The organism is Streptomyces reniochalinae, from assembly GCF_003323735.1.
GTDB lineage: Bacteria > Actinomycetota > Actinomycetes > Streptomycetales > Streptomycetaceae > Streptomyces > Streptomyces reniochalinae.
The window spans coordinates 101,642-125,723 of sequence record NZ_QOIM01000020.1; the positions used below are offsets into that span (position 1 = coordinate 101,642).

The window sequence follows — 24,082 nt, forward strand, 5'->3', positions numbered from 1 at the left end:
AGAGGGCACCGCCACCACGCCGCCCCACCCCTGTGGAGGGGGTGCGGGTGGCGAAGCCCCCGCCCACGCGCGGCGAAGCCGCGCAAAACAACGAAGGCGAGGCGGCCCACGCTGTCCGTGGGCACACCTCGCCTCTCGCCTTCGTGGAGATGGCGGGAATCGAACCCGCGTCCAACGAAGTGGAAACAGGGCTTCTCCGAGCGCAGTCCGCTGCGATTTTCTCGGCCCCGGAGATCACGCGGACAAGTCTCCGACGGGCCCAGTCACTGTGTGATGTCCCGGCAGGCCCCGTGACCGGGCCTACGCGGTGAGTTCCCTTAGCTGATGCCAGGAACCGGGGCGGGAACTACCCCGGGCTGACACTTCGCAGGTCGCTGCTCAGGCAGCGAGGGCGAAGGAATCGCGCTTGGTGTTGGCGATTATTTTTTTGCGGCACGTGGTTAACGAGATCATTGCCGCGTTCCTCGGCTCGCTTCCCCTGCTTCGACGTTCGCTGTCGAAACCGATCATCCCCATGTTGAGTTGAGAAACTCCGCCCCGCTGGGAGGGCTGACGCCCATGGTACGTGACCTGTGCGCATCTGTGCCAACCATTTCGGCCCCTCACCTATTCCCCCGGGCTGCGGGGGGGGGCCGGCCAGGGGCCCGGGGCGGCTACCTGGCCATGCTCCGCTGCCGCCGCCGGGCCGCGGACATCGCGCGGTCGGCCTCGCGCCGGTCCTGCTTCTCGCGGAGCGTCTGCCGCTTGTCGTACTCCTTCTTGCCCCGCGCGAGGGCGATCTCGACCTTGGCGCGGCCCCGGTAGAAGTAGAGCTGGAGGGGGACGAGGGTCAGACCCGTCTCCTGGAGCTTGCCGGTGAGCTTGTCGATCTCCACGCGGTGCAGCAGCAGCTTCCGCTTGCGGCGGGCGGCGTGGTTGGTCCACGTGCCCTGCGCGTACTCGGGGATGTGGACGTTGTGCAGCCACACCTCGCCGCCGTCGATCTGGGCGAAGCCGTCGACGAGGGAGGCACGGCCCATGCGCAGCGACTTGACCTCAGTGCCCGTCAGCGCGATGCCGCACTCGTAGGTGTCCAGCACCAGGTAGTCGTGGCGCGCCTTCTTGTTCTGCGCGACGAGCTTCCTGGCGTCCTTGTCGTCCTTGGCCTTCGCCTTGGTCCGTTGCGTCTTCATCTTCGCCATAGCCCGGCCATTCTCCCACTACGACCGGGCTTCGAGGCCACTCAATACTGTCCTCGCCCGCTGCATGGCCGCGTCCGTGTCGTGGACGGCGAGGTCGGGGGTGAGGCCCCGCCCCTCCACGTCGCGACCTGACGGAGTCGTGTAGTGACCGACCGTCAGCTCGGCGACGGAGCCGTCACTCTGGTGCTCGGGCATCTGCACGGAGCCCTTGCCGAAGGTGCGGGAGCCGACGACGACGGCGCGCCCCCGGTCCTGGAGCGCGCCGGTCAGCAGTTCGGCGGCGCTCATGGTGCCGCTGTCGACGAGGACGACGACGGGGCGGCGCTCCACGTCGACGCCGCCCGCTCCGCTGCCGGCGTCGTCGCGTTCGGCGTACAGGGCCCGCTGCCTGCCGTTGTCGTCGTAGGTGGCGACGAGGCCGCCGTCGAGGAAGGCGGACGCCGCGGTAACGGCCTCGTCGACCAGGCCGCCGGAGTTGCCCCGCAGGTCGAGGACGATGGCCCCGTCCGCGGGGACCTGCTCGCGGACGGCCTCGCGCACCCGTTCGCCCGCGCCGCGGGTGAAGGCGGCGACCTTGATGCGGGTGACGCCGTCACCCAGCCGCCGGACGCGCACGGACTCGGTCGTCAGCTGTGCGCGACGCAGGGTGCGGGTCAGCTCGCGCCCGTCGCGTACGAGGTGCAGCGCGACGCGGGTGCCGGGTGCGGCGGCGCCGGTCGGCGCGTCGGGGTCCGAGCCGCGCAGCAGGGCGACGACGGCGGTCACGGGCTTGCCGGTCACCGGTTTCCCGGCCACGGAGCGCAGCCGGTCGCCGACGCGGACTCCGGCGTCGTCGGCGGGGCTGCCGGGCCGCACGCCGTCCACCTCGATCGCGGTACCGCGGCCGGCTCCCGACACGTCCCCTCTCGACGCCCCCGGGCCGTCGGTGCGGGGGTGACCGCCGTCCCCTCGAGACGCCCCGTCACCCGCGTGGGTCTGGCGTACGGAGATGCCGACGCCGACGTAGCCGCCCTCCAGGGCGCGCCGCAGCTGCGCGTACTCGCGCGCCGTGTAGGCCGCGGACCAGCGGTCGCCGCTGCGGCTGACGACGACGTCGGCGTCGGCGCCGTCCCCGGCACGCTCCCGCGCCTCGCGCGCGTCCCTGGGCGCCTCGCCCTTGCCGTCACCCGCGGCGCCCGGAGCACCGCGCGCGGCACCGTGTGCCGCCGCGTCGGGGCCTGCCGGGGAGCCGAGGGCGGTCAGCTCACCGCCGAAGGACCCGGTGGCGGCGCCGGTCGCCAGCACGCCGACGAAGACCAATGTCAGGGCCCCGCGCCGCGACCGGCGCGGGCGCGTATCGAGGAACCACGAGCCTGGCATGGTCCGGAGTGTAGGGCAGCGCGGGGCGCTCTACGGGCGGTTGCGACAAGGGCACCCCGCGTCCTGTGTCACACCTTCAGGTACTTGCGCAACGTGATGAACGCTGCTGCCGCCGGCACCAGGACCCCCACCGCGAGGATCAACGGCAGCACCTTGATCACGGCGTCCCAGCCGATGAAGTTGATCAGCAGGATCTTCTCCTGGAGCCAGTTGTTGATCAGGAAGTACTTGCCGAGCACGAGCAGCACGCAGGCGAAACCGGCGCCGATCAGGCCCGCGATGGCCGCCTCCAGGATGAACGGCATCTGGATGTAGAAGCTGGAGGCGCCGACCAGCCGCATGATGCCCGTCTCCCTGCGGCGGCTGAACGCCGAGACCCGCACGGTGTTGACGATCAACAGCAGCGCCACCACCAGCATCAGCGCCATCACGCACAGCGCCGCGATGTTCATGCCGTTGAGGAGGTTGAAGATGTTCTCCAGCAGGCTGCGCTGGTCCTGTACCTCCTGCACGCCCTGTCTGCCGGAGAACGCCGTCTGGAGGACCTGGTACTTCGTCGGGTCCTTGAGCTTGACCCGGTAGGACTCCTGCATCTGGTCCGCGGTCAGCGAGTCGGCCAGCGGGGAGTCCTTGAAGTCCTCCTTGTAGTGGTTGTACGCCTGGTCGGCCGACTCGTAGTAGATCTTCTCGACGACGTCGAGCTTCTCCAGGTCGGTCTTGATCTCCTGCTTCTGCTGCGAGGTGACGGCACCCTTGTCGCAGTTGGGGTCCGAGGAGGCGTCGTTCTTGTTGCACAGATAGATGGAGACCTGGACCTTGTCGTACCAGAACCCCTTCATCGTGCTGACCTGCTCACGGGCGAGCAGCGAGCCGCCCGCCAGCGCGAGCGACAGGGCGACGGAGACGATCACCGCGAAGGTCATCGTGAGATTGCGACGGAGACCGACGCTGATCTCCGACAGAACGAACTGGGCGCGCATGGCGTGCTTTCCTCGGCTTTCCTCAGTGCTGGTATCCGTAGACGCCGCGCGACTGGTCGCGCACGAGGCGGCCGGTCTCCAGCTCGACGACGCGCTTGCGCATCTGGTCGACGATCTGCTGATCGTGGGTGGCCATCACCACGGTGGTCCCCGTGCGGTTGATGCGGTCGAGCAACTTCATGATGCCGACAGAGGTCTGCGGGTCCAGGTTGCCGGTCGGCTCGTCGGCGATCAGCAGCATGGGCCGGTTGGCGAACGCCCGGGCGATGGCCACACGCTGCTGCTCACCACCCGAGAGCTCACCCGGCATCCGCTCCTCCTTGCCGCCCAGCCCCACCAGGTCGAGGACCTCGGGCACCGTCTTGCGGATCTGGCCCCGGGACTTGCCGATGACCTCCAGCGCGAACGCCACGTTCTCCCCGACCGTCTTGTTGCCCAGCAGCCGGAAGTCCTGGAAGACCGTGCCGAGCTGACGGCGCATGTGCGGCACCTTCCAGTTCGACAGCCGTGCCAGGTCCTTGCCCAGCACGTGCACCTGGCCCGTGCTGGCGCGCTCCTCGCGCAGGATCAGCCGCAGGAAGGTGGACTTGCCGGAACCGGAGGAGCCCACGAGGAAGACGAACTCGCCGCGCTCGATCTCCAGCGAAACGTCGCGGAGCGCCGGGCGGTTCTGCTTGGGATAGGACTTGGAGACGCTGTCGAATCGGATCACGGATACACCACGTCGGCCTGGGTAGGGGCAACGGAAGCCGCGGTGCGGCCCCTGGCGCACCTCCCGCGTTCAGCCGGGGGTGCGGTGTGGGCGACCATACGCGAAGCGTGGCGTGCCGTGCACGCGGCACCGGCGTACGCCACCCGCGCCGGCGCCCCCTGACCGGTGCTTTGACGCTCCACCTGCTTGTTTCTGCGGAAGCTGCCGTCACCTGGCAGAGTGGAGTAGAGCACCTATGGGGAACGAATCACGCACGGGTGGCGTTGGCGCGACTGAGGAGGGATTCGCATGACATGCGACCGACTGGTGTGTGCCAACTGCGCGGGGCCCGTGAGCGAGGGCCGGTGCGCCGTGTGCCGCGCCCACCGCGAGCGTCTGCACCGCGAGTCCCCGCTCGCCAACCTGTCCCCCGCCGCGCTGATCGCCCTGCTGGCGACGCTGATGGCCGTGGCGCTGGTGGCACAGAAGGTCGCCACGGCCTGACTCCGCGCGAGCGCCGTCCCGGGTCCTGAGCACCGCGGGCCCAAGCGCCACGCCGGTACGGGCCCGACGACAGCGCGCCGGGCCCGGCGGCCCGAAGGCCGCCGAACCCGGCGCGATGCGTGTCTGTGCTGCTATGCAACAGTCGTGCTGTTATGCGGCAGTCGTACTGTCACGCAACAGCCGTGCCGTTACGCAGCGGTACGACGGTTGACCAAGCGCGGCATCAGGCGGAAGCCGATGCCACCGGCGATCATCGTCGCGGCGCCCACGAGGAGGAACGTCGTCTCGGTCGAACCGGTCTCGGCCAGTTCGTCCTTCGGCGCCTCGGGCTTGCTGTCCTGCACCGGCTGGCTGCCGGCGCTGTCCGGGTTGGCCCCGCCGCCCTGGCAGTTGACGTTGTCGCCGTCGAGTTCGCAGGTGTCGTCGTCGCCACCGCCGGAACCGCCGATGGTCGCGGGCTCCTCGCCACCGCCGTTGCCGCCGTTGCCGCCGGTCCCGCCGTTGCCGCCGGTCCCGCCGTTGCCGCCGTTCCCGCCGCCGTCGGCGTTGCCGCCGTTGCCGCCGTTCCCGTTGCCACCGCTGCCGTTGTCGCCGCCGCCGTTGTCGTCGCCGCCGCCGGGACCGCCGTTGCCGCCGGGGCCACCGTTGCCGCCCGGGCCGCCGTTGTCGCCGCCGCCGTCGTCGTCACCGCCGCCGGGACCGCCGTTGCCGCCCGGGCCGCCGTTGTCACCGCCGCCGTTGTCGTCACCGCCGATGACGGTGCCGCCGATGCCGCCGTCGTCGTCGCCGCCGATGCCGCCGTCGTCGCCGCCGGAGTCACCACCGTCGTCGCCGCCGCTGTCACCGCCGCCGATGAGGCCGCCGATCACACCGCCGATGATGCCGCCGTTGTCACCTCCACCGGAGCCGCCAGGGCCATCGTCCGGCCCCGCCGCCTGCGCGGCGCCCGCCGCGGTCAGCGAGGCGCCGGCCGCGAACACCGTCGCCGCGGCTATGCGCGCGACCCGCAGCCGCGTCTTCGATTTGCTCATGTTCCAACTACCCCCAGTAGCTGTACTCGTCCATGGGGCAGCTGCGCGCGGAGCGCGTCCGCACCGGGCGTGCCGTCGAGGCGAACTGGTTCGTCCCCACCCCGGGCTCCCGCCGTTTGTCACCGGGGCGCATTCTTCACCCCGTACATGCGCCCCTGACACAGGCATGCCGAGCGAACAGCTTTCCCCAGCCTTCACACGCACGTCAAGCGAAGACCGGATGAACCGACTGACAAAACGTCAGTCCTGGGCCTGTTCCTGCTGCTTGCGCCAGCGGATTCCCGCCTCCAGGAAGCCGTCGAGGTCACCGTCGAGAACGGACTGCGGGTTGCCGACCTCGTGCTCGGTGCGCAGGTCCTTGACCATCTGGTAGGGGTGCAGCACGTACGAACGCATCTGGCTGCCCCAGGAGTTGCCGCCGTCCCCCTTGAGGGCGTCCATCTTGGCCTGCTCCTCCTGGCGGCGGTGGGCCAGCAGTCGGGCCTGCATGACGCGCATGGCGGCGGCGCGGTTCTGGATCTGCGACTTCTCGTTCTGGCAGGAGACGACGATGCCGGTGGGCAGGTGCGTCATCCGGACCGCCGAGTCGGTGGTGTTGACCGACTGGCCGCCGGGGCCCGAGGAGCGGAAGACGTCGATCCGCAGCTCGTTCTCGGGGATGTCGATGTGGTCGACCTGCTCGACCACCGGCAGCACCTCGACCCCGGCGAACGAGGTCTGACGGCGGCCCTGGTTGTCGAACGGGGAGATTCGCACCATGCGGTGCGTGCCCTGCTCGACGGAGAGCGTGCCGTAGGCGTACGGGGCCTTCACGGTGAAGGTCGCGGACTTGATCCCCGCCTCTTCCGCGTAGGAGGTGTCGAAGACCTCGGTGGGGTAGCCGCGCCGCTCGGCCCAGCGCAGATACATCCGCATCAGCTGCTCGGCGAAGTCGGCGGCGTCCACGCCGCCCGCCTCGGCCCTCACGCTGACGACCGCCTCACGCGGGTCGTACTCGCCCGACAGCAGGGTGCGGACCTCCAGCTCGTCCACCGTCTTGCGGACGGACTCCAGCTCGCCCTCGGCCTCGGCGCGCGCGTCGGCGTCGCCCTCGTCCTCGGCCAGCTCGAAGAGCACCCCCACGTCGTCGATGCGTCCGCGCAGCTCCTCGACCTTGCGCAGCTGCCCCTGGAGATAGGAGAGCCGGCTGGTCACCTGCTGTGCGCGCTCGACGTCGTCCCACAGGTCGGGGGCCGCCGCCTGCTCCTCGAGCGCGGCGATGTCTGACCGCATCTTGCCCAGGTCAAGGACGGCCTCGATCGACTCCATGGTGGAGGAGAGGGACTTCAGCTCTTCGGATACATCGACGACTGCCACGCTCCCCACCCTAACCGCAAGCCGCCACCCCAGCCTTAGCCCACTTGGGCGTCACGCTCCGCGTTCCGGTGTGCCGTCAGCGTGGTGACGAGGACGTCGCGGCGCGCCGGGCGCACGCCGTCGGCGGGGCGCACCGGATCCACCGCGTGCCAGGTGGCCCGGTCGTCGCCGAGCAGGAGAGTGCCGCGCTCGTGCAGCGTGGTGGCCAGCACCTGGGTGCCGTCGGGCTCGTAGACGGCGCTCCGGCCGCCGGCCGCGTTCTCCCGGCCGATCATCAGCGAGGTCACCAGCGTGACGCCGTCCCGGTGGCGGCCCTCGGGGGTGGGCTGCCCTTCCGCGTCGGGCGAGGCGACGACCCGGAACGGGTGCACCTTCACGCTCCACTCGTCGGCGTCGTGCAGACAGGTCGCGAGCTGGCCGAGCATGCGGGTCAGCGAGGCGAAGAGGGGGTCGGCCACGAAGGCGTCGGTCAGCGGTGCGAAGTGCCGGTCCTCGCCGACGTGCAGCCGGTTGGTCTCCTCGGGCTGCGCGAAGGCCAGGTGCGGCATCGGGCGCAGCGCCCCCGTGCGGTCGAGCAGGAAGTGCCCGTAGCGGCGCAGCCGGCGCGTGCCGTGCCGGGCGGCGTACGCGTCCTCCTCCAGGTCCTCCCAGTGGGAGGCGAAGCGGCGCCAGTCCGCCTCGTCCGCGCCCACGCAGCGCGAGAGGGCGGCGGGCCGCATCACGTGGGCCCGCCGGGACAGCAGCGCCTGCCTGGCCTCGGCGACCTCGCCCGCGCTCTTCTCCGTCTGGGCACCCGCCATGTCCACCATGCGGCAATCCTCCTACGCGCCCGCGGGGTCCGCATCCGGACTCTCGGACCCGGACGCCGCCACGGCCGGGCCCGGCTCCGGCTGGAGCGGCGTCCGCAGCGCCGAGGCCCCCGCGCGCCACGCCTCCAGCAGCGCGGCGCCCAGCCGCTCCTCCAGCCGGACGGTGGCGTCCGCGCCGAAGGCGATCTCCGGCTCCTGCGCGGGATCGCTCGCCAGCAGCCCGCCGATCACCTCCCGGCGCACCACCTGCTCGTGCACGGCGTCGGCCTCCACGTGCTCGTCGTAGAACCGCTGGGCCGCCTCGCCCGCCCCGAGCCTGCGCATCGCCGCCGCCAGCCGGCGGGAGCCCGGCGAGGAGGTGACCTCCACACAGGCGAAATGCCCCACCAGCGCGCCGCGCAGCGCCCTGTGCAGCCCGAACAGCGACATCAGGTTGACCAGGGCGAGGGCCGGGCCCGGCGCGGCGTCCAGGTAGCGCCCGTAGGTGTCGTCCAGGTCCAGGTCGCGCATCAGGTCGGCGAACAGCCGGGCGTGCACGTCCTCGGCACGGCCCGCGCCGAACTCGTCGTACTCGATGGCCACCATCGCGGCCTTCTCGGCGCCGGTCAGCCGCGGGATCACCCAGGCGTGCGGGTCGGCCTCCTTCAGGTGGTAGAGCGAGCGCAGCGCCGCGTACTCGCGCAGCTGCCACCGCTCGCCGTGGTACTGGAGGTGGTGGGCGACCCCGCCCTCCTGCCCCGCCGGCTCGACGGGCTCGACCAGGAGTTCGCCGAAGACCTCGTCCACCGTGCGCCCGGCGGGCACGTCCCTGCGCAGGGCGGCCAGGAAGTGGTCCTCCAGCGCCCTGCGCACCCGCAGCAGCTCGGGGTCCCACTCGCGGTCCTCGGCCACCCGGGCGAAGCCGCGGTAGTGCAGCTCGTAGAGCACGTAGAGGGCCAGGTGCAGATCCTCGCCGTACGGGTCGGCGGTCACCACCCGGGCCGGAAGGTCGTCGTCCAGGTGCCCGCTGCCGCCGCCCAGCGCCGCCAGGACCCCCGCGGACAGCGGGCCGCGCGGCTCGGGCAGCGCGGGCCCGGCCGGTGCCGCGTCGGCCCTGGCGGCCTGCCTGGTGGTCGCCGTCATGGGGTGCTCCCGTCGTCTCGGCTCTCGGGCATGCACGGAAGTGGCCGCGCCTGCCGCCGGACGGTGGTGCGCGGGCACGGCGACGGCGTGCCCGGGCACCGGTCGGCGGTCAGTCGCCCGAGTACCCGGCCGCGGGTGCGGGCAACGACCCTGTGTCGTCCTCCGACGTGGCCAGCCAGCCGCCCACGGCGAGCGCCGCGGCCACCAGCGCGGCCACAACGCCTATCTTGAGCCGCCGCCGGCGTTCGGCAACCCGGTGGTGCCTCGCGGAGCCGGCCCGCGCCTCGCCCACCGGGCGGGGCGCGCGGGCGGTGCCGTGCGCTCCTCCGGCCAGTTCGTCCGCCGCAGGCACGCGCATGCTCGTGTGCGTGTCGCGGTTGGCGTCCGGGCCCACCCGCGAGTGGACGAGCGGCACCGCGCCGCCGCCCGCGGCGGCCTGGGCGGCGCCCGTGGCAGGCCCGTGCGCCGCACCCTCGCCGTCGCCCTCGTCCGCCTCGTCGTGCTCGTAGCCGTCCTCGACGTGCTCGTCGATGTCGAGCGGCGGCAGCCCCTCCAGCGAGGGCAGCAGCTCACGCAGCCGGGTCGCCAGCTCCACGGCCCGCAGCCGGGAGGCGGGAGCCTTGGCCAGACACTGGTGGATGAGCTGCCACAGCTCGTCCGGGATGCCGGGCAGCGGCGCGACGGACTCCGTCACATGGCGCCGCAGCACCGCGCCGGGGTGCCCGCCGCCGAACGGGGTGAAGCCCGCCAGCAGCTCGTAGAGGACGGTGGCCAGCGCGTAGATGTCGACGGCTGCGCGCGGCGGCAGCCCCTCCACGATCTCGGGCGCCAGGTAGTCGGGCGTACCGATGATGGAGGTGGCGCGGGTCCGGCTGGGCGAGTCGATGAGCTTGGCCACGCCGAAGTCGGTCAGCAGCGCGGGCGGTGCCCCGCCGGGCCCCTCCAGCGAGAGGGCGTCCAGCAGGACGTTCTCCGGCTTCACGTCCCGGTGCACGAGACCCGCGGCGTGCGCGGCCGCCAGCCCGTCCGCGACGTCCGCCGCGATGGCGGCCGCCGCCTCGGGCGCGAGGCGGCGGTCCCGCTCCAGGCGGGTCCGCAGGTCGGTGCCGCGCACCAGGTCCATGACCAGGGCCAGCTCGTTCCCGTCCACCACCAGGTCGCGGACGCCGACGACGCGGGGGTGGTCGAGGTGGAGCAGGGCGCTGCGCTCCTGCACGAACCGCTCGACCAGGTCCTGGTCGGCGGCCAGGTCCTCGCGCAGCAGCTTGATGGCGACAGGACCCTCGGGTCCGTCGCCGAGCCACACCGTTCCCGCGCTGCCGCGCCCGAGGATCTGGTGTGCCGTGTAGCGACTGCCGATCTTCCTTGCCATGGCGACAAAGCTACGCGGCACGGCGGGCCTTGGGAGCCCCGGATACCGGTAACTGTCACTTCTGCGGGGGAAATCCCTCTTTGGAAGTCGACAAATTCCCAAGGTCGGCGAACAGCTGACGGGTCGTGTCGTCAGCCGTTGACCTTCGAGAAGAAGTCCCCTATCTGATCGAAGACGTCCTTGGCCGACTGCCAGAAGCTCTTGCCCTGCGCCCACCACTCCGGCACCGGCGTGAAGTTCCAGACCAGCACGCCCGCCACCACCAGTATGACGATCATGAACAGGCAGCCCTTGAGGCAGCCGAGACCCGGAATCCGCATCGGGTTCGCGCTGCGCTGCCGCGGCTCCCGCTGCGGCCTGGGCTCACGCGGCGGACGCGGCTCCCGCTGCGGCCTCGGCTCCCGCCGCCGCGACGGCTGCGGCTCGTACCGCTGCGGAGGCTGCTGCGGCTGCTGCCGGGGCCCCGGGTGCTGCTGCCCGCCGTACTGCTGCGGGGGCTGCTGCCCGTACCCCTGCTGCCCGTACCCCTGCTGGCCATAGCCCTGCTGCCCGTACGGGGGCGGCTGCGGGGCTTGGCGCTGCGGACGGCGGCGCAGCGGATCCAAGCTCGGATCCAGCGGCTGGAACTGCGTCTGCTCGTTGCGGTCCCGCGCGGCGCGCAGCTGGTTCTCCCACGGGTGCGGCCCGTCCTGCTGCGGCGACTGCCCCTGCGGGGGGCCGCCGGGGACGGGGGGCATCACCTGCGTCGGATCGGCGTTGGGTCCCTGGCCCTGCTGCCCCGGGCCGCCGGGGCCGCCCGTCTGCGGCATGCCCGTCTGCGGCATCACGTTCGTCTCCGCCGACGGGTCGTACTGCCCGCCGGCCCCCGCACCGGAGCCCGCGCCGTGCGGAAGGACCTGCGTCGGGTCGGAGTCGCCCGCGCCCGCCCCCGGGGCGCCCCCGGCGAGCGTGCCGGACTCCGGCACCGGCGCGGGCGTCGGGTCGGGCACCAGCAGCGCACCCACACCCAGCGCGGCCCCGGCCGCCTGCGGAGTGGCCTGGGCACCGATACCGTCGGCGACCGTCCGCAGCCCCCGGGCGAGATTCACGGCACTGGGCCGCTCGTCCGGGTTCTTGCGCAGACAGCGCTCGATGACCGTCCACAGCGGATTCGGAATGTTCGCGGGCCGCTCGGGATCCTGCGCCAGATGCTGGTGCAGCACCGCGAGCGCGTTGTCACCGCTGAACGGCGGACGCCCGGTGACCAGCTCGTACAGCACGATCCCCGCGCCGTAGACGTCCACAGCCGACGTCTGCGGCCTGCCCTCGGCCGACTCGGGCGCCACATAGGCCGGGGTGCCGACGAACTCCTGGGTACGGGTCAGCCCCGGCGAGTCCGCCAGGCGCGCGATACCGAAGTCGGTCAGCATCGGGCGCATGCCGTTCTCGTCCTCGGTGAGCAGCACGTTCGCGGGCTTGAGATCCCGGTGCACCACCCCGTCCGCATGGCTCGCCGCCAGCGCGTCGGCCACCTGCGCGGTGACCAGACACGCCGCGACGGGCGAGAACGGGCCGTTCTCGCGCAGATAGCGATGCAGGTCAGGGCCCTCGATGAGATCCATCACGAGCGCCAGAAGATCGCCCTCGACCACGAGATCGCGGGTTCTGACGATGTTGTGGTGCGTCAGCCGCAGGAGGACGGAGCGCTCCCGCAGGAACCGCATCACCACGTCCGGGTCGCCCGCCAGCTCCTCCTTGAGGACCTTGATCGCGACGGTCTCGCCGGGCTGCCCGGCCACCGCCGCCTCGGAGCCCGCCGTCTCACGCTGGCGGGCCCGCCAGACGGTGCCCGTGGCGCCGCGCCCCAGCGGCTCTTCGAGCAGGTACTTGCTGCCTACCGGCCGCACGTCATGCGCTCCCTGGTCTCGTACTGCTGTCCCGCCCACAATAGTGCCGCCCCGCAAGGCGGTGCCGGGCCCGCGGACCTCCCCCCGCACAGACCCGCACCCCGCGGCACCGAGGCGCCCGGCGGCTCCCTGCTGAGACGCACCGGGCAGGGCGATGGTTGCGGCGCCACCCACACCCGGACAAGATCGTTCCGCCCGCCCTGATCATGAGGTGGCCAGGACGGGCCCCGCTGTCGGCGGCAAGTGCGAGTATGCATGCGAGAACCAGCCGCAACGCAGCGCAGACACACGATGCGGAACGGCACGACGAACCGGACCACGGACCGCGCACGGCAACACGGCGAACGCTGCCCCGCCGTGCGCCGGACCGCACACGGCGACACGGCGGACCGGGCGACGGACGGCGCGGCAGGACGGAGAACGGAAGAAGCGGAAGAACGGGCGGCGCGGCGGACCGCGGGCAGGACGCGGGGACGGACGGTGCCGCGAAGGGTGTCGCGGACCGCGGACAGAAGCGGTACGGACAACGGACAGAATGACGCGGGCCAACCGCGGGCAGGACGACGCGGACGGACCGCGGACAGGAAGCGGACGGGACCTGGAGGGGCAGATGCAGATCCGGCTGACTGTCGCCCTGGCGCCACGCGGCGCACGCAGCGCGGGAGGCTCGGGCGGCACGGCGGGCGCCGGTGGTTCAGGCACACCGCAGACCCACCCCGTCGGGTCTGCGAACGTGCTGGTCACCGCCCCGGCCGGCACGGTGCTCTCCGCGGTGACGGGGGCCCTGGCGACCTCGACGGCGGCGGCGCTGGCCGGCGCGGAGTCTCCGGGCGACACGGGCGCCTCGGGCGTCACCGGCACCTCGGGGTCCACGAGCGCTTCCGGCGCCCCGCGCGCCACGGGGCACGAGCCTGCGGCCGGGGGCGGTAAGTCCGGGAGCGAGGATGGGCCGCAGGAACCCGTCGTCGTCTACGCCGGCACCCGGCGGCTCGACCCGCACCGCCAGATCATCGGCGAGCCGCCCCTGCTGGACGGCGCGCTCGTCTCGCTCCACGCGCCGGTCGCGCCCGCCACCCTCCCCGCGCACGGCGCCGCCCTCACGGCCCTGCGGGCGTACGGTTCGGCCAAGGCCAGGCTGCACGTCGTGGCGGGGCCCGACGCGGGCGGCATCCACCTCCTCCAGGGCGGCAAGGTCCTGCTGGGACGCTCGGCCGAGGCGGACGTCCCCCTGGACGACCCGGACGTCTCCCGGCTGCACTGCGCGGTGACGGTCACCGACGGTGGCACGGTCACCGTCACCGACCTCGGCTCCACCAACGGCACCACCCTCGACGGCGCACCGGTCGGCTCCCAGCCGGCCCTCTTCCCTCCCGGCGCGACACTCCGCCTCGGTGAGACGTCCCTGCGGCTGGAGGCGGCGGGCTCCGGCGCGCCCGCCGAGCAGAGCAGCGCCGCGGCCATGCCCCCGCTCGCGCTGCCCACCGTCCCCGACGGGGAAGGCAGGCTCCGCCTGGCGCGCCAGGAGGACGCCGCCTCCCCCTCAGACCCCGGCACGTCAGGCCCCGGCACGCGGGCCGATCCCCTCCCCGCCACGGGTCCGTACGGGAGCACTGCCGGTCCATACGGGACCGCCGGTCCGAGCGGGGAGGCGAGCGGACAGCGCGGCGGCGGGTTCGGGCACGAGGCGGCCGAGCGGGGCCCCGACGGGCACGCGTACGCGCCGAGGCCCTTCCCCGGTGGCGACGCCCGTGCCGGTGCCGAGGAGACCCATGGTTTCGGTCTCGCCTCCCCGCCACCGCTCGGAGCGCGGGACGCGGGCGCTCGGAAGGGCAAGGGGCTCGGCGCCTGGGCGCGCCGGTTCGCGGGCGGCCGCGCGGAGCCGGCCCAGGGCGCCGGTCCGAGCGAGGCCGGGGCCGCGGGCGGCCCCTCCCTCGTCAGTGAGCCGCCGCCCGCGTCAGATCCCGGAGGCCGGCCAAGCGGGCCCACCCGCTACGGCTCCGGCACCGCCGACGGTCTCGCCGCGCACCCGCAGGAGCCGGGCGCGTGGGACACGGCAGGGCCCAGGCTCACGCCGCACGAGTGGGAGGCACGCTGGCCGGACCCGGCAGCGGTGCTGCTGAACGCGCTGGGCCCGGGGCCCCGGCTGTGGGAGCGCGCCCCGGGCCACCCCGACGCCCTGACGGTGCGCCTCGGCGTCACCCACCGCAGCGGCGGACACGGCGACCCCGTCACCGTGGATCTGCGGCAGGCGGGATCCCTCGGGCTGGCAGGACCGCGGGCGCGGCTCGCCGGGCTGACCCGTGCGGTGCTCGCCCAGTTGGCGGCCCTGCACGGGCCGAGCGCCCTGGAGATCGTTCTGCTGTCCGCTGACCGTACGCGCGGCGCCGAGGTCCGTCGGCAGGAGTGGTCGTGGCTGGGCTGGCTGCCGCACCTGCGCCCGGCGCACGGCCAGGACTGCGGCCTGCTGACGGCGTACGACCGTGAACAGGCGGCTGCACGCACGGCCGAGCTCATCCGGCGCCTCGACACGCACGGCACCGCACCCGCTGTTCCGGTCGCCCCTCAAGCCGCCGCCCATGAGACCGCCGAGGCGGCCGCCCACCGCGGTGGCGGTCTGCCCGGCGGCGTGGCGCGGGGAGGCGGTGCGGCGTCGTCCCGCGGCGCCCGGGTGGGTCCCGCCGTCGTCGTGGTGGTGGACGGGGATCCGGGCTCGGCGGCTCTGCGCGCGAGTGTGGAGCGGCTGGCGCGGGAGGGCGCGGCTGCGGGCATCCACCTGATCTGCCTCGCCGAGACACCGGCGGCCAGTCCCTCGTCGCCGGTGACGGCCACGGTCGAGGCGGCGAACGCGGTGTGCCCGGTCTTTCCCGAGTGCGGCACGGTCGCGCTGCTGAGCGGCGACGTCGCCACGGCCGTCCGTGTCCTGCACCGCGCGCCCGGCCGCCCCGATCCGACGGGGCACCCGGGTCACTCAGACCACTCAGACCACCCGGGCCACCCCGGAGCACCGGACCGCACGGCGGCGTCCGTTGGCGCCGGTGCGTCCGGTCACTCCGGCCCGGCGGCGGGCGGTACGAGCGCTCCCGTCGCGACCGTCGACGCGGTCTCACTCGCCTGGGCCGAACGGTTCGCGCGCGCACTGGCCCCCCTGAGGGAACCGGACGACGCGGCGGCCCGCGCGGGGCTCACCCGGCCCACCGTGACCCTGCCCGAACAGTGCCGGCTGCTGGACGAGCTGGGCCTGGCCCGCGCCACCCCCGCCGCGCTCCTGGCCCGCTGGTCGGAACGGCTCGGCGCCCCCACGGGACGGGCCCCTCTCGTCTTCGGCGCGGGCCCTCACGGCCCCCTGGAGGCCGACCTCGCCCACCTCGGCGACCGGGCGGAAGCGGCGAACGACCGGGCGGCGCCCGCCGAGACAGCGGCAGCGACATCGACAGCGGCCGCGCAGGCGGCGGAGGCCGGTGTGGAAGCCGCCTCCGCGGGAGGACACGCTCTGATCAGCGGAGCCTCCGGGTCCGGGAAGACGGAGCTGCTGCGCTCGCTGTCGGCCTCGCTCGCCGCCGGGGAGCGGCCCGACAGGCTCGCTCTCGTCCTCGTGGACGGCGCGGGAACCGGCTCAGGAGAGGGCCTGCGCGCCTGCACTGACCTGCCCCACGTCACCGAACACCTGGTGGCGGGCGATCCGGTGCGCATGCGGCAGTTCGCACAGGCGCTGAGCGCCGAGGTGAAGCGGCGCGCGGAGCTGATCGGGGACGGCAGCAGCTACGACGAGTACGTGCGGCTGGCCGCCGGGCCCGGCGGCCGTGTGGTGGCCCCGCGCCAGGCGCCCGAACGGGAGGCGACACCCGCCGCCGGTGCGGGCACCCGCGCCGGGTCGGCATCCGCCCCCGTGACCGCCTCCTCGGGCGCGATGTCCTCGGGCGGGGCCTCCTCGGGTGGGACCTCCTCCGCAGGGACGGGTTCTCGGGTGGGGACGGGTTCCTCCGCAGGGACGGCTTCTCCCGCAGGGACGGCTTCTCCCGCCGGGTCAGCGTCCTCCACCGGAGCCGAGGTGCAGGTGCCGGCCCCGGCTCAGGCGCCGGACGAGCGGGCGGCGGTGGCCGCCGGGCAGCCCGCCCGGCAGGGCCAGGGCTTCGGACCGCGCGGATCCGGAGGCGGGCAGGGCGGCGGCTCAGCCGAAGGTGCGGGCGGCTTCGGGGGCTCCGGCGGGGCGCCCGGTGCGTACGCCGACCCCCACTCGTCCGCCGAGAGGTCCGGCAGGCGGCGGGAGACGCTTCCGTCCCAGGCCGCGCAGTCGCCGGAGCCGACCGAGGGAGCCGGCGACACCCCGACAGGTGGCGCCTCCCGCGCGGGCACTCCGACCCCGGCCGGCAGCCACCCCGGCGGCCGGATCACCAGCAGCGAGACCACCGGCGGACAGCCAGACCGCGCCGGTGGCGAGTCGGCGGGTGCGGTGGAACCGGACCGGACACAGCGCACCCTGCGACTGCGTCAGGCGAGCGGCGAACGGGGAGGCGGCGCAGAGCGGGCCGGGGCGTCGGAGGCGGCGAGCGCGCTCGCCTCTCCCTCGCCGCTGGGGCCCAACGGCGTACCGCCCCGTCTCGTCGTACTCGTCGACGACTTCGACACGCTGGTCGATCCGGCCCTGGGCAACCCCGGCCGTCCCGCGGCCGGTTCGGTCGTGCGCGCGCTGGAGGCCGTGGCCAGGTCGGGAGCGCGGTTGGGCGTGCACGTCGTCGCCGCGACGGGACGCCCCGACCGGACGGCGGCCACCCTCCTCGCCCAACAGGCGGCGCTGCACGCGCGGTTGACCGGTGGCGAGGGCGGGCCCACGGCGGCACCGCCCGGGCGCGGCACTCTGGTGGTCCGACGGCCCCGAGGAGGCCGAGGGACCGGAGGCGCCGTGGAAGCCGAGGCCGCCGAACACGGAATCCCCGTCGCCTTCCAGGCGGGGCGGGTGACGGGACGCATCCCGCGCACGGCGACGGTCCGGCCGACCGTGGTGCCGTTGGACTGGGCGCGGGCGGGTGATCCGCCCGCGCGGCGGCAGGTGCGTGAGCTCGGCAACGGGCCGACGGACCTGGCGCTGCTCGCCAGCGCCATGGAGCGCGCCGCCCAGCAGGCGGCCCGCTCACGGTAGCGGCCGGCAGAGGCCACGGGCCGCGGGGCCGCCCGCGGGCGGGCCCTGCGCCGCGGCCACGTGTGCCCCGCCGGCCCACGGTGAGCGCTGAATGTGCGCGCGCCACGAGCGTTGCGGCGTGCCCTCACAGCGGTGCTTCCACAGCGGTGCTCCGCTGCCGTGCCCCCACAGTTGTGCTCACAGCAGTGCCGTCGCTGCCATGAGGGCACGGCCGTGCTCGTGCCCGGTGACGGGAGGGGCCGGGGCGGGTCCGCCCCGGGGGCGCGCGCCCCCGGGGCGGCGTGGAGGCCGTGCGCCCACCGCGGGGGCTCGGGCGCTGCCTGAGGGAGAGCGTCCGCTCGCGGCGGCGGAGGGTGCACGCCCTCCGTACGGGTGACTCAACTGCCCCGTGGCTCCCAGGAGTTCGCAGTAGTCGGCGCGTTGCTGGGGGGCGGCAGGTCACGGACTGATCAAGATACCGGCGGGGGTCCGCACAGTGTTGCCACGGGTACTGATCCGGGCGTACAAACTTCCGCACAGAAAGGTACGGCGCGGTACCCGCCACGGCTGGCCGCGCCCTGCTCGATTCCCGTTCGGCCGACACGGGACGGGATACATGGGGGAAAGGGACGGCCTGAACCATGCGTCATACGCGTGCTCCACGCACGGCTCTCGCGCTCGTCTCCGTCATCGCCCTCACACTCGCCGCCGCGGGCTGCGCCAAGGAGGACGAGGGAAGCGCGTGGGCGGCTTCACACGAGCCGACCGTCGACCTCCCCGACCTCCACGGCAAGAAGCTCCAGGTGGCGGCCGTGTGGACCGGTGCGGAGCAGGAGAACTTCCGCAAGGTGCTGGACGAGTTCGAAAAACGCACAGGCGCGACGGTGGAGTTCGTCCCCACCGGCGACAACGTGGCCACCTACATCGGCTCCAAGATCGAGGGCGGTGCCCCGCCGGACGTGGCGATGATGCCGCAGGTGGGCGTGTTGCGGCAGTTCGCCGAGAAGGGCTGGCTCAAGCCACTGGGCAAGGAGGCGCTGGCCGAGTCGGAGAAGAACTTCGGCAAGGGCTGGCGCGACCTCGGCAGCGTCGACGGTAAGCAGTACGGCATCTACTACAAGGCCGCCAACAAGTCCCTGATCTGGTACAACGCCCAGGCGTTCGCGGACGCCGGGGTGGGAGAGGCCGAGGACTGGGACGCCTTCGTCGAGGACGCGCAGACCCTCTCCGACTCCGGTGTCGACCCGGTGGCGATCGGCGGCGCCGACGGCTGGGTGCTCACCGACTGGTTCGAGAACATCTACCTCTCCCAGGCGGGCCCCGAGAAGTACGACAAGCTCGCCTCGCACGACATCCCGTGGACGGACCCCTCGGTCACCAAGGCGCTCAGGACGCTGGCCCAGCTGTGGGGCGAGAGCCACCTGCTGGCGGGCGGCAACAAGGGCGCGCTGCAAACGGCCTTCCCCGACTCGGTCTCCAAGCCGTACGGGAACCTGGCCTCGCCTCAGGCCGCGCTCGTCTTCGAGGCGGACTTCGTGGGCGTCAACATCGCGACCGACACGAAGGCCCGCATCGGCGAGGACGCACAGGTCTATCCCTTCCCGAAGGTCGGCGCCCAGCCCCCGGTGGTGACCGGCGGCGACGCGGCGGCCGTACTCAAGGACAGCAAGGGGGCGCAGGCGCTGGCCACGTTCCTGGCGTCCAAGGACGCGGCGGGCATCTGGGCGGCCGAGGACGGTTTCATCTCCCCGAACAAGGAGCTGGACCTGTCGGCGTACCCCAACCAGCCGCAGCGGGAGATCGCCAAGGCGCTCATCGGCGCGGGCGACGACTTCCGCTTCGACATGTCCGACCAGGCCCCCGCCTCCTTCGGCGGGACCAAGGGCGAGGGCGAGTGGAAGGCCCTCCAGGACTTCCTGGCGCACCCGAAGGACATCAAGGGCACCCAGCGCGCACTGGAGAAGGCCGCCGCCAAGGCGTACGAGAAGTGAACCGCGCCGTGACCACACCCGCCGCGACCCGTACCCACCGCGCGCGCTCCACGCTCCGCACGTGCCGCAGCACCCGCCGTACGGCTTCCGCGATCTCCACGCCTCACTGACGGACCAGGACAGGGGAGACCACCGTCATGCCGACCCCGAGCAATCCATCGAGTGGCGCGACCGGAGGCATACCGGACGACACCGGTGCCCCCGACGCGCCGGTCACCGGCGCAGCGACCAGCACCACCCCGCAGACCGGCCCGGCAGCACCGCCCGGCACCGACGCCGGAGCCGGCACAGCGGCCGGCGCGGGCAAGAGTCCAGGGCCCGAGACCGGAAAGGTCGCCGCAGGGGCCGCGGCGCTGCGCCGGCGCCCCTGGATCGCCGCGCTGTTCCTGCTGCCCGCGCTGGTGGTCCTGGGAGCGCTGGTCGTCTACCCGATCGGCTACTCGATCTACCGCAGCTTCATGGACGCCGACGGCTCGTCCTTCGTGGGGCTGGACAACTTCGCGGAGATCTTCACCGACGACGGGACGCTGATCGCGTTCCGCAACAACCTGGTCTGGTTCGTCGTCGCCCCGGCCGTCTGCACCGCGCTCGGCCTGATCTTCGCCGTTCTCACCGAACGGGTGCGCTGGGGCACGGCGTTCAAGCTGCTGGTCTTCATGCCGATGGCCATCTCCATGCTCGCCTCGGGCATCATCTTCCGGCTCGTCTACGAGCAGGACCCCGACCGCGGCATCGCCAACGCCATGTGGACCACCGTGCACGACACGTTCGCCGACACCGCGCCCTGGCCCGAGGCCAGGCCCCGCACCGACGCCCCGCTGAAGGCCGTGGGCGGCGGCGCGTACCTCACCCGCGAGACCGTCGACGCGGCGAGCCCGGTCTCCCTGCCGCTGGTCGGCATCCCGCCGAAGGAGGCGAGCGACGCCGCGCCCGCGAAGAAGGCGGCCAAGACCGAGGGCGGGAAGGTCACCGGCACCGTGTGGCTGGACTTCGTCAAGGGCGGGCGCAGCGAGCACGGCGTCATCGACCAGCAGGAGAAGGCACTCGCGAACATCGAGGTCGAGGCCGTCAAGGACGGTCGGACGGTGGCGAAGGCCACCACCGGCGAGGACGGCACCTTCACCCTCCCGGCCGCCGCCGACGGCGCCACCCTGCGGCTGCCCGCCGGCAACTTCGCGCAGCCCTACAACGGCGTCGACTGGCTCGGCCCCACGCTGGTGACGCCCGCCATCATCGGCAGCTACGTGTGGATGTGGGCGGGCTTCGCGATGGTGCTCATCGCCGCGGGGCTGGCCGGGGTACCGCGCGAACTGCTGGAGCAGGCCAGGGTCGACGGCGCGAGCGAGTGGAAGGTCTTCCGCAAGATCACCGTGCCGCTGCTGGCGCCGGTCCTCGGCGTCGTCACCGTCACCCTGATGATCAACGTGCTGAAGATCTTCGACCTCGTCTACATCATCTCGCCCGGCGCCACCCAGCGGGAAGCCAACGTCCTCGCGCTCCAGCTGTATCTGAAGTCCTTCGGCGGCAAGCCCGACCAGGGAGCGGGCAGCGCGATCGCGGTGATCCTGCTGCTGCTCGTCGTGCCCGTCATGATCCTCAACATCCGTCGTCTGCGCAGGGAGTCCCGCCGATGACCACGCTGACCACCGACGGCGCCGCGGGCGCCTCGGGCACCCCCTCAGGGCCGTCGGCTCCCGCGCGGGAGACCGGACGCCCCAGGACCACGATGGCCCAACGGGTGGCCGCGCTGACCGGCCACTGGGCGGTGCGCTTCGCGCTCGTCGTCATCGGACTGTTCTGGCTGCTGCCGACAGCCGGCCTGCTCAGCTCGTCGCTGCGCGACCCGGCGGACATCTCCATCTCCGGATGGTGGAACGTCTTCGACCTGAACGGCAGCTTCCCCTGGATCCTCGACACCGACCAGCTGACGTGGTCCAACTACGACGCCCTGTTCGCCAACGAACAGGTGATGGAATCCCTGTGGACCACCGTGCTCATCACCGTCCCGGCGACGGTGCTCGTCGTGGTGATCGGCGCCCTGGCCGGATACGCCTTCGCCTGGATGGACTTCCCCGGACGCGACTGGTGGTTCCTGCTCGTCGTGGGGCTGCTGGTGGTACCGGTGCAGGTGGCGCTCGTGCCGGTCGCCAAGCTGTTCAACACGCTCGGCATCTTCGAGACCACCGCAGGAGTCGTCCTCTTCCACACCGCCTTCGGCCTGCCCTTCGCCATCTTCCTGCTGCGCAACTTCTTCGCCGAGATCCCCCGCGAACTCCTGGAGGCCGCCCGGCTGGACGGAGCCGGAGAACTGCGCCTGTTCACCCGGGTGGTCATGCCGCTGGGCGGGCCCGCCATCGCCTCGCTCGGCATCTTCCAGTTCCTGTGGGTGTGGAACGACATGCTCGTCGCACTGATCTTCGCGGACTCCACGAACCCGCCGATCACCGTCGCCCTCCAGCAGCAGATGCGCCAGTTCGGCAACAACATCGACGTTCTGGCGCCCGGTGCCTTCATCTCCATGCTGATCCCGCTGGCCGTCTTCTTCGCCTTCCAGCGCCAGTTCGTCTCCGGTGTCATGGCCGGCGCCGTGAAGTGACGTCACCGACGCCCGCCCGCTCCCCTCTCCCCCACCGCCTCGGAGGCGTGGGCGGGCCCGGGGGCGGGCCCGGACTCGGGCAGCGGCGCGGATCCGGCCGTGGACGCTGCTGAGAACACCAGCGTGCGTGTCCCCCAGAAACGCACGGCCGTGCCCAGCACGAGGCCGACGCCCGCTCCCGACACCACGTCCGCCAGCGTGGACGTCAGCCCGAGCCCGTACCTGGACACGCCGAGGCACCCCAACTGGACGGCTCCGCCCGCCGTGTTGACCAGCGCGAAGACGCTGAACCTGCGCCAGCGTCCGGCGACCCGGCGGCCGCGCAGCCGGTAGGGGCCCAGCGCGTTGCCGGTGTACGCGACGGCGACACCGGCGGCGAACGAGAGGGCCTTCGCCGCCATCGGATCGAGCCCCGCGGGGCCGCGCAGCCACAGGAACGTACCGAGGTCGGCGGCGAACGCGAACACCCCGACGACCGCGAACCCCGCGATCTCGGCGCACAGCGCGCGGGCGCGCGCGGGGACCCGGTCCCACACGGCGCGCGCCCCCTTCACGCCAGGACCCACCCGGGTCACAGACCCGCGACGGACAGCCCGTACAGGAGGGCCCAGATCAGTGCGGTGACGGCGAGGGGGCGGTCGCGCAGGAGAACGTCTTCGGGGGAGCCCGCGTGGCCGCGGTCGGCGAAGACGGCGTAGCGCAGGACGGCCAGGATCAGCGGCACCATGGACAGCTGCCGCCACAGGGAGCCCTCTTGTCCGCCGTCGGCCTCCAGGGCCCACAGGCAGTAGGCCAGGACGGCGACTCCGGCGGCGAGTTGCCACACGAAGCGCAGGTAGCCGACCGAGTAGTCGCGCAGGAGGGCGCGGGTGTCGCCCTCCCCCTCCCCCATGAGGACGGCCTCGGAGTACCGCTTGGCCGCCACCATGAACAGGGCGCCGAATCCGGCGGTGAGCAGGAACCAGCGGGAGAGCGGGATGTCGAGGGCGAGTCCGCCGGCCATGGCGCGCATGACGAACCCGGCGGTCACCACGGCGAGGTCGACGACCAGGATGCGTTTGAGCAGCAGGCAGTAGGCGATCTGCATGAGGACGTAGCCGGCCAGCAGCGCGGCGGTCGCGGCGTTGCACAGCAGGGCGGCCAGCGTGGTCGTGGCGAGGGCGAGGGCCGCGCCGAGGGTGTAGGCGAGGGGGGCGGGGACGGTGCCGGCGGCGACGGGGCGGCGGCACTTGTCGGGGTGCGCGCGGTCGGACTCGGCGTCGCGGGCGTCGTTGAGCAGGTAGACGGCCGAGGCGGCGGCGGTGAACAGGGCGAAGACGAGTGCCAGTCGCGCCACGGTGTGCGGGGAGGCGAGTTGTCCGGCGGCGGCGGGCGCGGCGGCGACGAGGAGGTTCTTGACCCACTGCCGGGGCCGCGTGGTCAGCAGCAGCCCGCCGGCGAGGGTGCCGGCGAATCCGGCGGGGCGGGTGGCGGCGGGCGGGGGCGGGGCGCAGGTGCCGGCGGGCTCGGGCCGGAGGCGTGCGGTGGTCTTCGGGGGTTCTGTCACCGGCGCGGGTCCCCCTTCGCGGCTGCCGGTCAGAGTGAAGCGTTCAGCCATGGCGGGGCTCCCGTCGGGTGCCCAGCCGTGCGGTCGCCGCGCCGAGGGCCGCACCGGCGAGCACGTCGGAGGGGTAGTGGACGCCGGCGACCAGCCGGGAGACGCACATCAGCGCGGCGAGCGCGCCGAAGGCCCGCCGGTGGCGCAGCCCGCCGAGGGCGAGGGCCGCCGCGCCTGCGGAGGCGGCGTGGGAGCTGGGGAAGGAGTGGCGTCCTGCTGTCCGTACGAGCGGGGCGCGGCCCGCCAGTCGGGGCCGCGGGCGGCGCACGACCCGTTTGAGCCCCATGCTGGCCAGGTGGGCGGCGGCCACGAGGCCCGTGCCCCTGAGCCAGCGCTCCCGCCGCGTACGGTCGGTGGCGGCTCCGGCGAGTCCGGCGAGGAGCCAGACGGCGGCGTGTTCCCCGCACCAGGACAGGGTCCGCGCCGCGCCCGCAACCCGGGCGTCGGCTGCGCAGTCGCCCAGGGCGCACAGCAGCCGCCGTTCCCATCGG

18 protein-coding genes and 1 other RNA gene are annotated in these 24,082 nt (G+C 73.3%); 5 read left to right on the forward strand and 14 right to left on the reverse strand.

The features are described from left to right. Positions 1-141 precede the first annotated feature (141 nt). The 5 genes from ssrA to ftsE all read right to left on the reverse strand — a co-directional run bounded on the left by ssrA (position 142) and on the right by ftsE (position 4,232). Positions 142-514, reverse strand: a transfer-messenger RNA (tmRNA) gene (gene ssrA, locus DQ392_RS02515). Positions 515-653: 139 nt separating this feature from the next. Continuing rightward, the gene (gene smpB / locus DQ392_RS02520; RefSeq protein WP_425470466.1) at positions 654-1,172 is read right to left on the reverse strand and encodes an SsrA-binding protein SmpB; all 519 of its coding nucleotides are present in this window, start codon (positions 1,170-1,172) and stop codon (positions 654-656) included. 27 nt (positions 1,173-1,199) lie between these two features. Next, positions 1,200-2,540 (reverse strand): S41 family peptidase, encoded by a 1,341-nt coding sequence (locus DQ392_RS02525; protein ID WP_114013800.1) that lies wholly within the window; start codon positions 2,538-2,540, stop codon positions 1,200-1,202. 68 nt (positions 2,541-2,608) lie between these two features. Further along, positions 2,609-3,520, reverse strand: a complete 912-nt coding sequence (gene ftsX, locus DQ392_RS02530) for a permease-like cell division protein FtsX (RefSeq protein ID WP_114013801.1) — start codon at positions 3,518-3,520, stop codon at positions 2,609-2,611. Positions 3,521-3,542: 22 nt separating this feature from the next. Next, positions 3,543-4,232 carry a cell division ATP-binding protein FtsE gene (gene ftsE, locus DQ392_RS02535; protein ID WP_114013802.1) on the reverse strand — a complete coding sequence of 230 codons (690 nt, stop codon included), beginning with the start codon at positions 4,230-4,232 and terminating at the stop codon, positions 3,543-3,545. A 288-nt stretch (positions 4,233-4,520) separates the two neighbouring features. Between ftsE and DQ392_RS02540 the strand changes: the two genes are divergently transcribed. Continuing rightward, positions 4,521-4,715, forward strand: a complete 195-nt coding sequence (locus DQ392_RS02540) for a hypothetical protein (protein ID WP_114013803.1) — start codon at positions 4,521-4,523, stop codon at positions 4,713-4,715. A 188-nt stretch (positions 4,716-4,903) separates the two neighbouring features. Here the strand turns inward: DQ392_RS02540 and DQ392_RS02545 are convergent, their stop codons facing one another. The 6 genes from DQ392_RS02545 to DQ392_RS02570 all read right to left on the reverse strand — a co-directional run bounded on the left by DQ392_RS02545 (position 4,904) and on the right by DQ392_RS02570 (position 12,291). Further along, entirely contained in the window at positions 4,904-5,746 is an 843-nt protein-coding gene (locus DQ392_RS02545) for an LPXTG cell wall anchor domain-containing protein (protein ID WP_114013804.1), read from the reverse strand. Positions 5,747-5,986: 240 nt separating this feature from the next. Continuing rightward, a complete protein-coding gene (prfB, locus tag DQ392_RS02550; protein ID WP_114013805.1) occupies positions 5,987-7,102 on the reverse strand; it encodes a peptide chain release factor 2 in 1,116 nt (371 codons plus the stop codon). A gap of 35 nt (positions 7,103-7,137) precedes the next feature. Beyond that, the gene (locus tag DQ392_RS02555; RefSeq protein WP_114013806.1) at positions 7,138-7,911 is read right to left on the reverse strand and encodes a 2OG-Fe dioxygenase family protein; all 774 of its coding nucleotides are present in this window, start codon (positions 7,909-7,911) and stop codon (positions 7,138-7,140) included. A gap of 12 nt (positions 7,912-7,923) precedes the next feature. Further along, positions 7,924-9,033, reverse strand: a complete 1,110-nt coding sequence (locus tag DQ392_RS02560; protein WP_114013807.1) for an iron-containing redox enzyme family protein — start codon at positions 9,031-9,033, stop codon at positions 7,924-7,926. A gap of 109 nt (positions 9,034-9,142) precedes the next feature. Next, the gene (locus tag DQ392_RS02565; protein WP_114013808.1) at positions 9,143-10,405 is read right to left on the reverse strand and encodes a serine/threonine-protein kinase; all 1,263 of its coding nucleotides are present in this window, start codon (positions 10,403-10,405) and stop codon (positions 9,143-9,145) included. A 131-nt stretch (positions 10,406-10,536) separates the two neighbouring features. Then, positions 10,537-12,291: a serine/threonine-protein kinase gene (locus DQ392_RS02570; RefSeq protein WP_114013809.1), complete on the reverse strand. Its 1,755-nt coding sequence runs from the start codon at positions 12,289-12,291 to the stop codon at positions 10,537-10,539. 535 nt (positions 12,292-12,826) lie between these two features. Between DQ392_RS02570 and DQ392_RS02575 the strand changes: the two genes are divergently transcribed. From DQ392_RS02575 to DQ392_RS02590, 4 genes are all read left to right on the forward strand, one after another. Then, on the forward strand, positions 12,827-17,428 hold the full coding sequence (locus DQ392_RS02575) for an FtsK/SpoIIIE domain-containing protein (protein WP_245981093.1): 4,602 nt from the start codon (positions 12,827-12,829) through the stop codon (positions 17,426-17,428). A 620-nt stretch (positions 17,429-18,048) separates the two neighbouring features. Next, positions 18,049-19,398, forward strand: a complete 1,350-nt coding sequence (locus tag DQ392_RS02580; protein ID WP_114013810.1) for an ABC transporter substrate-binding protein — start codon at positions 18,049-18,051, stop codon at positions 19,396-19,398. 137 nt (positions 19,399-19,535) lie between these two features. Further along, positions 19,536-21,032 (forward strand): carbohydrate ABC transporter permease, encoded by a 1,497-nt coding sequence (locus tag DQ392_RS02585; RefSeq protein WP_114013811.1) that lies wholly within the window; start codon positions 19,536-19,538, stop codon positions 21,030-21,032. Beyond that, positions 21,029-21,994, forward strand: a complete 966-nt coding sequence (locus tag DQ392_RS02590; protein WP_181856238.1) for a carbohydrate ABC transporter permease — start codon at positions 21,029-21,031, stop codon at positions 21,992-21,994. The genes DQ392_RS02585 and DQ392_RS02590 overlap by 4 nt, the downstream gene beginning before the upstream one ends. Positions 21,995-21,996: 2 nt before the next feature. Here DQ392_RS02590 and DQ392_RS02595 read toward each other — a convergent pair whose 3' ends face one another. Genes DQ392_RS02595 through DQ392_RS02605 form a run of 3 tightly spaced genes read right to left on the reverse strand, consistent with a single transcriptional unit; the run spans position 21,997 to position 24,063 of the window. Continuing rightward, the gene (locus DQ392_RS02595; protein WP_245981095.1) at positions 21,997-22,548 is read right to left on the reverse strand and encodes a GtrA family protein; all 552 of its coding nucleotides are present in this window, start codon (positions 22,546-22,548) and stop codon (positions 21,997-21,999) included. Between the two features lie 17 nt (positions 22,549-22,565). After that, complete coding sequence (locus DQ392_RS02600) at positions 22,566-23,591, reverse strand: decaprenyl-phosphate phosphoribosyltransferase (protein ID WP_114013812.1); 1,026 nt, start codon at positions 23,589-23,591, stop codon at positions 22,566-22,568. Continuing rightward, on the reverse strand, positions 23,584-24,063 hold the full coding sequence (locus DQ392_RS02605; RefSeq protein WP_114013855.1) for a phosphatase PAP2 family protein: 480 nt from the start codon (positions 24,061-24,063) through the stop codon (positions 23,584-23,586). The genes DQ392_RS02600 and DQ392_RS02605 overlap by 8 nt, the downstream gene beginning before the upstream one ends. Positions 24,064-24,082 lie beyond the last annotated feature (19 nt).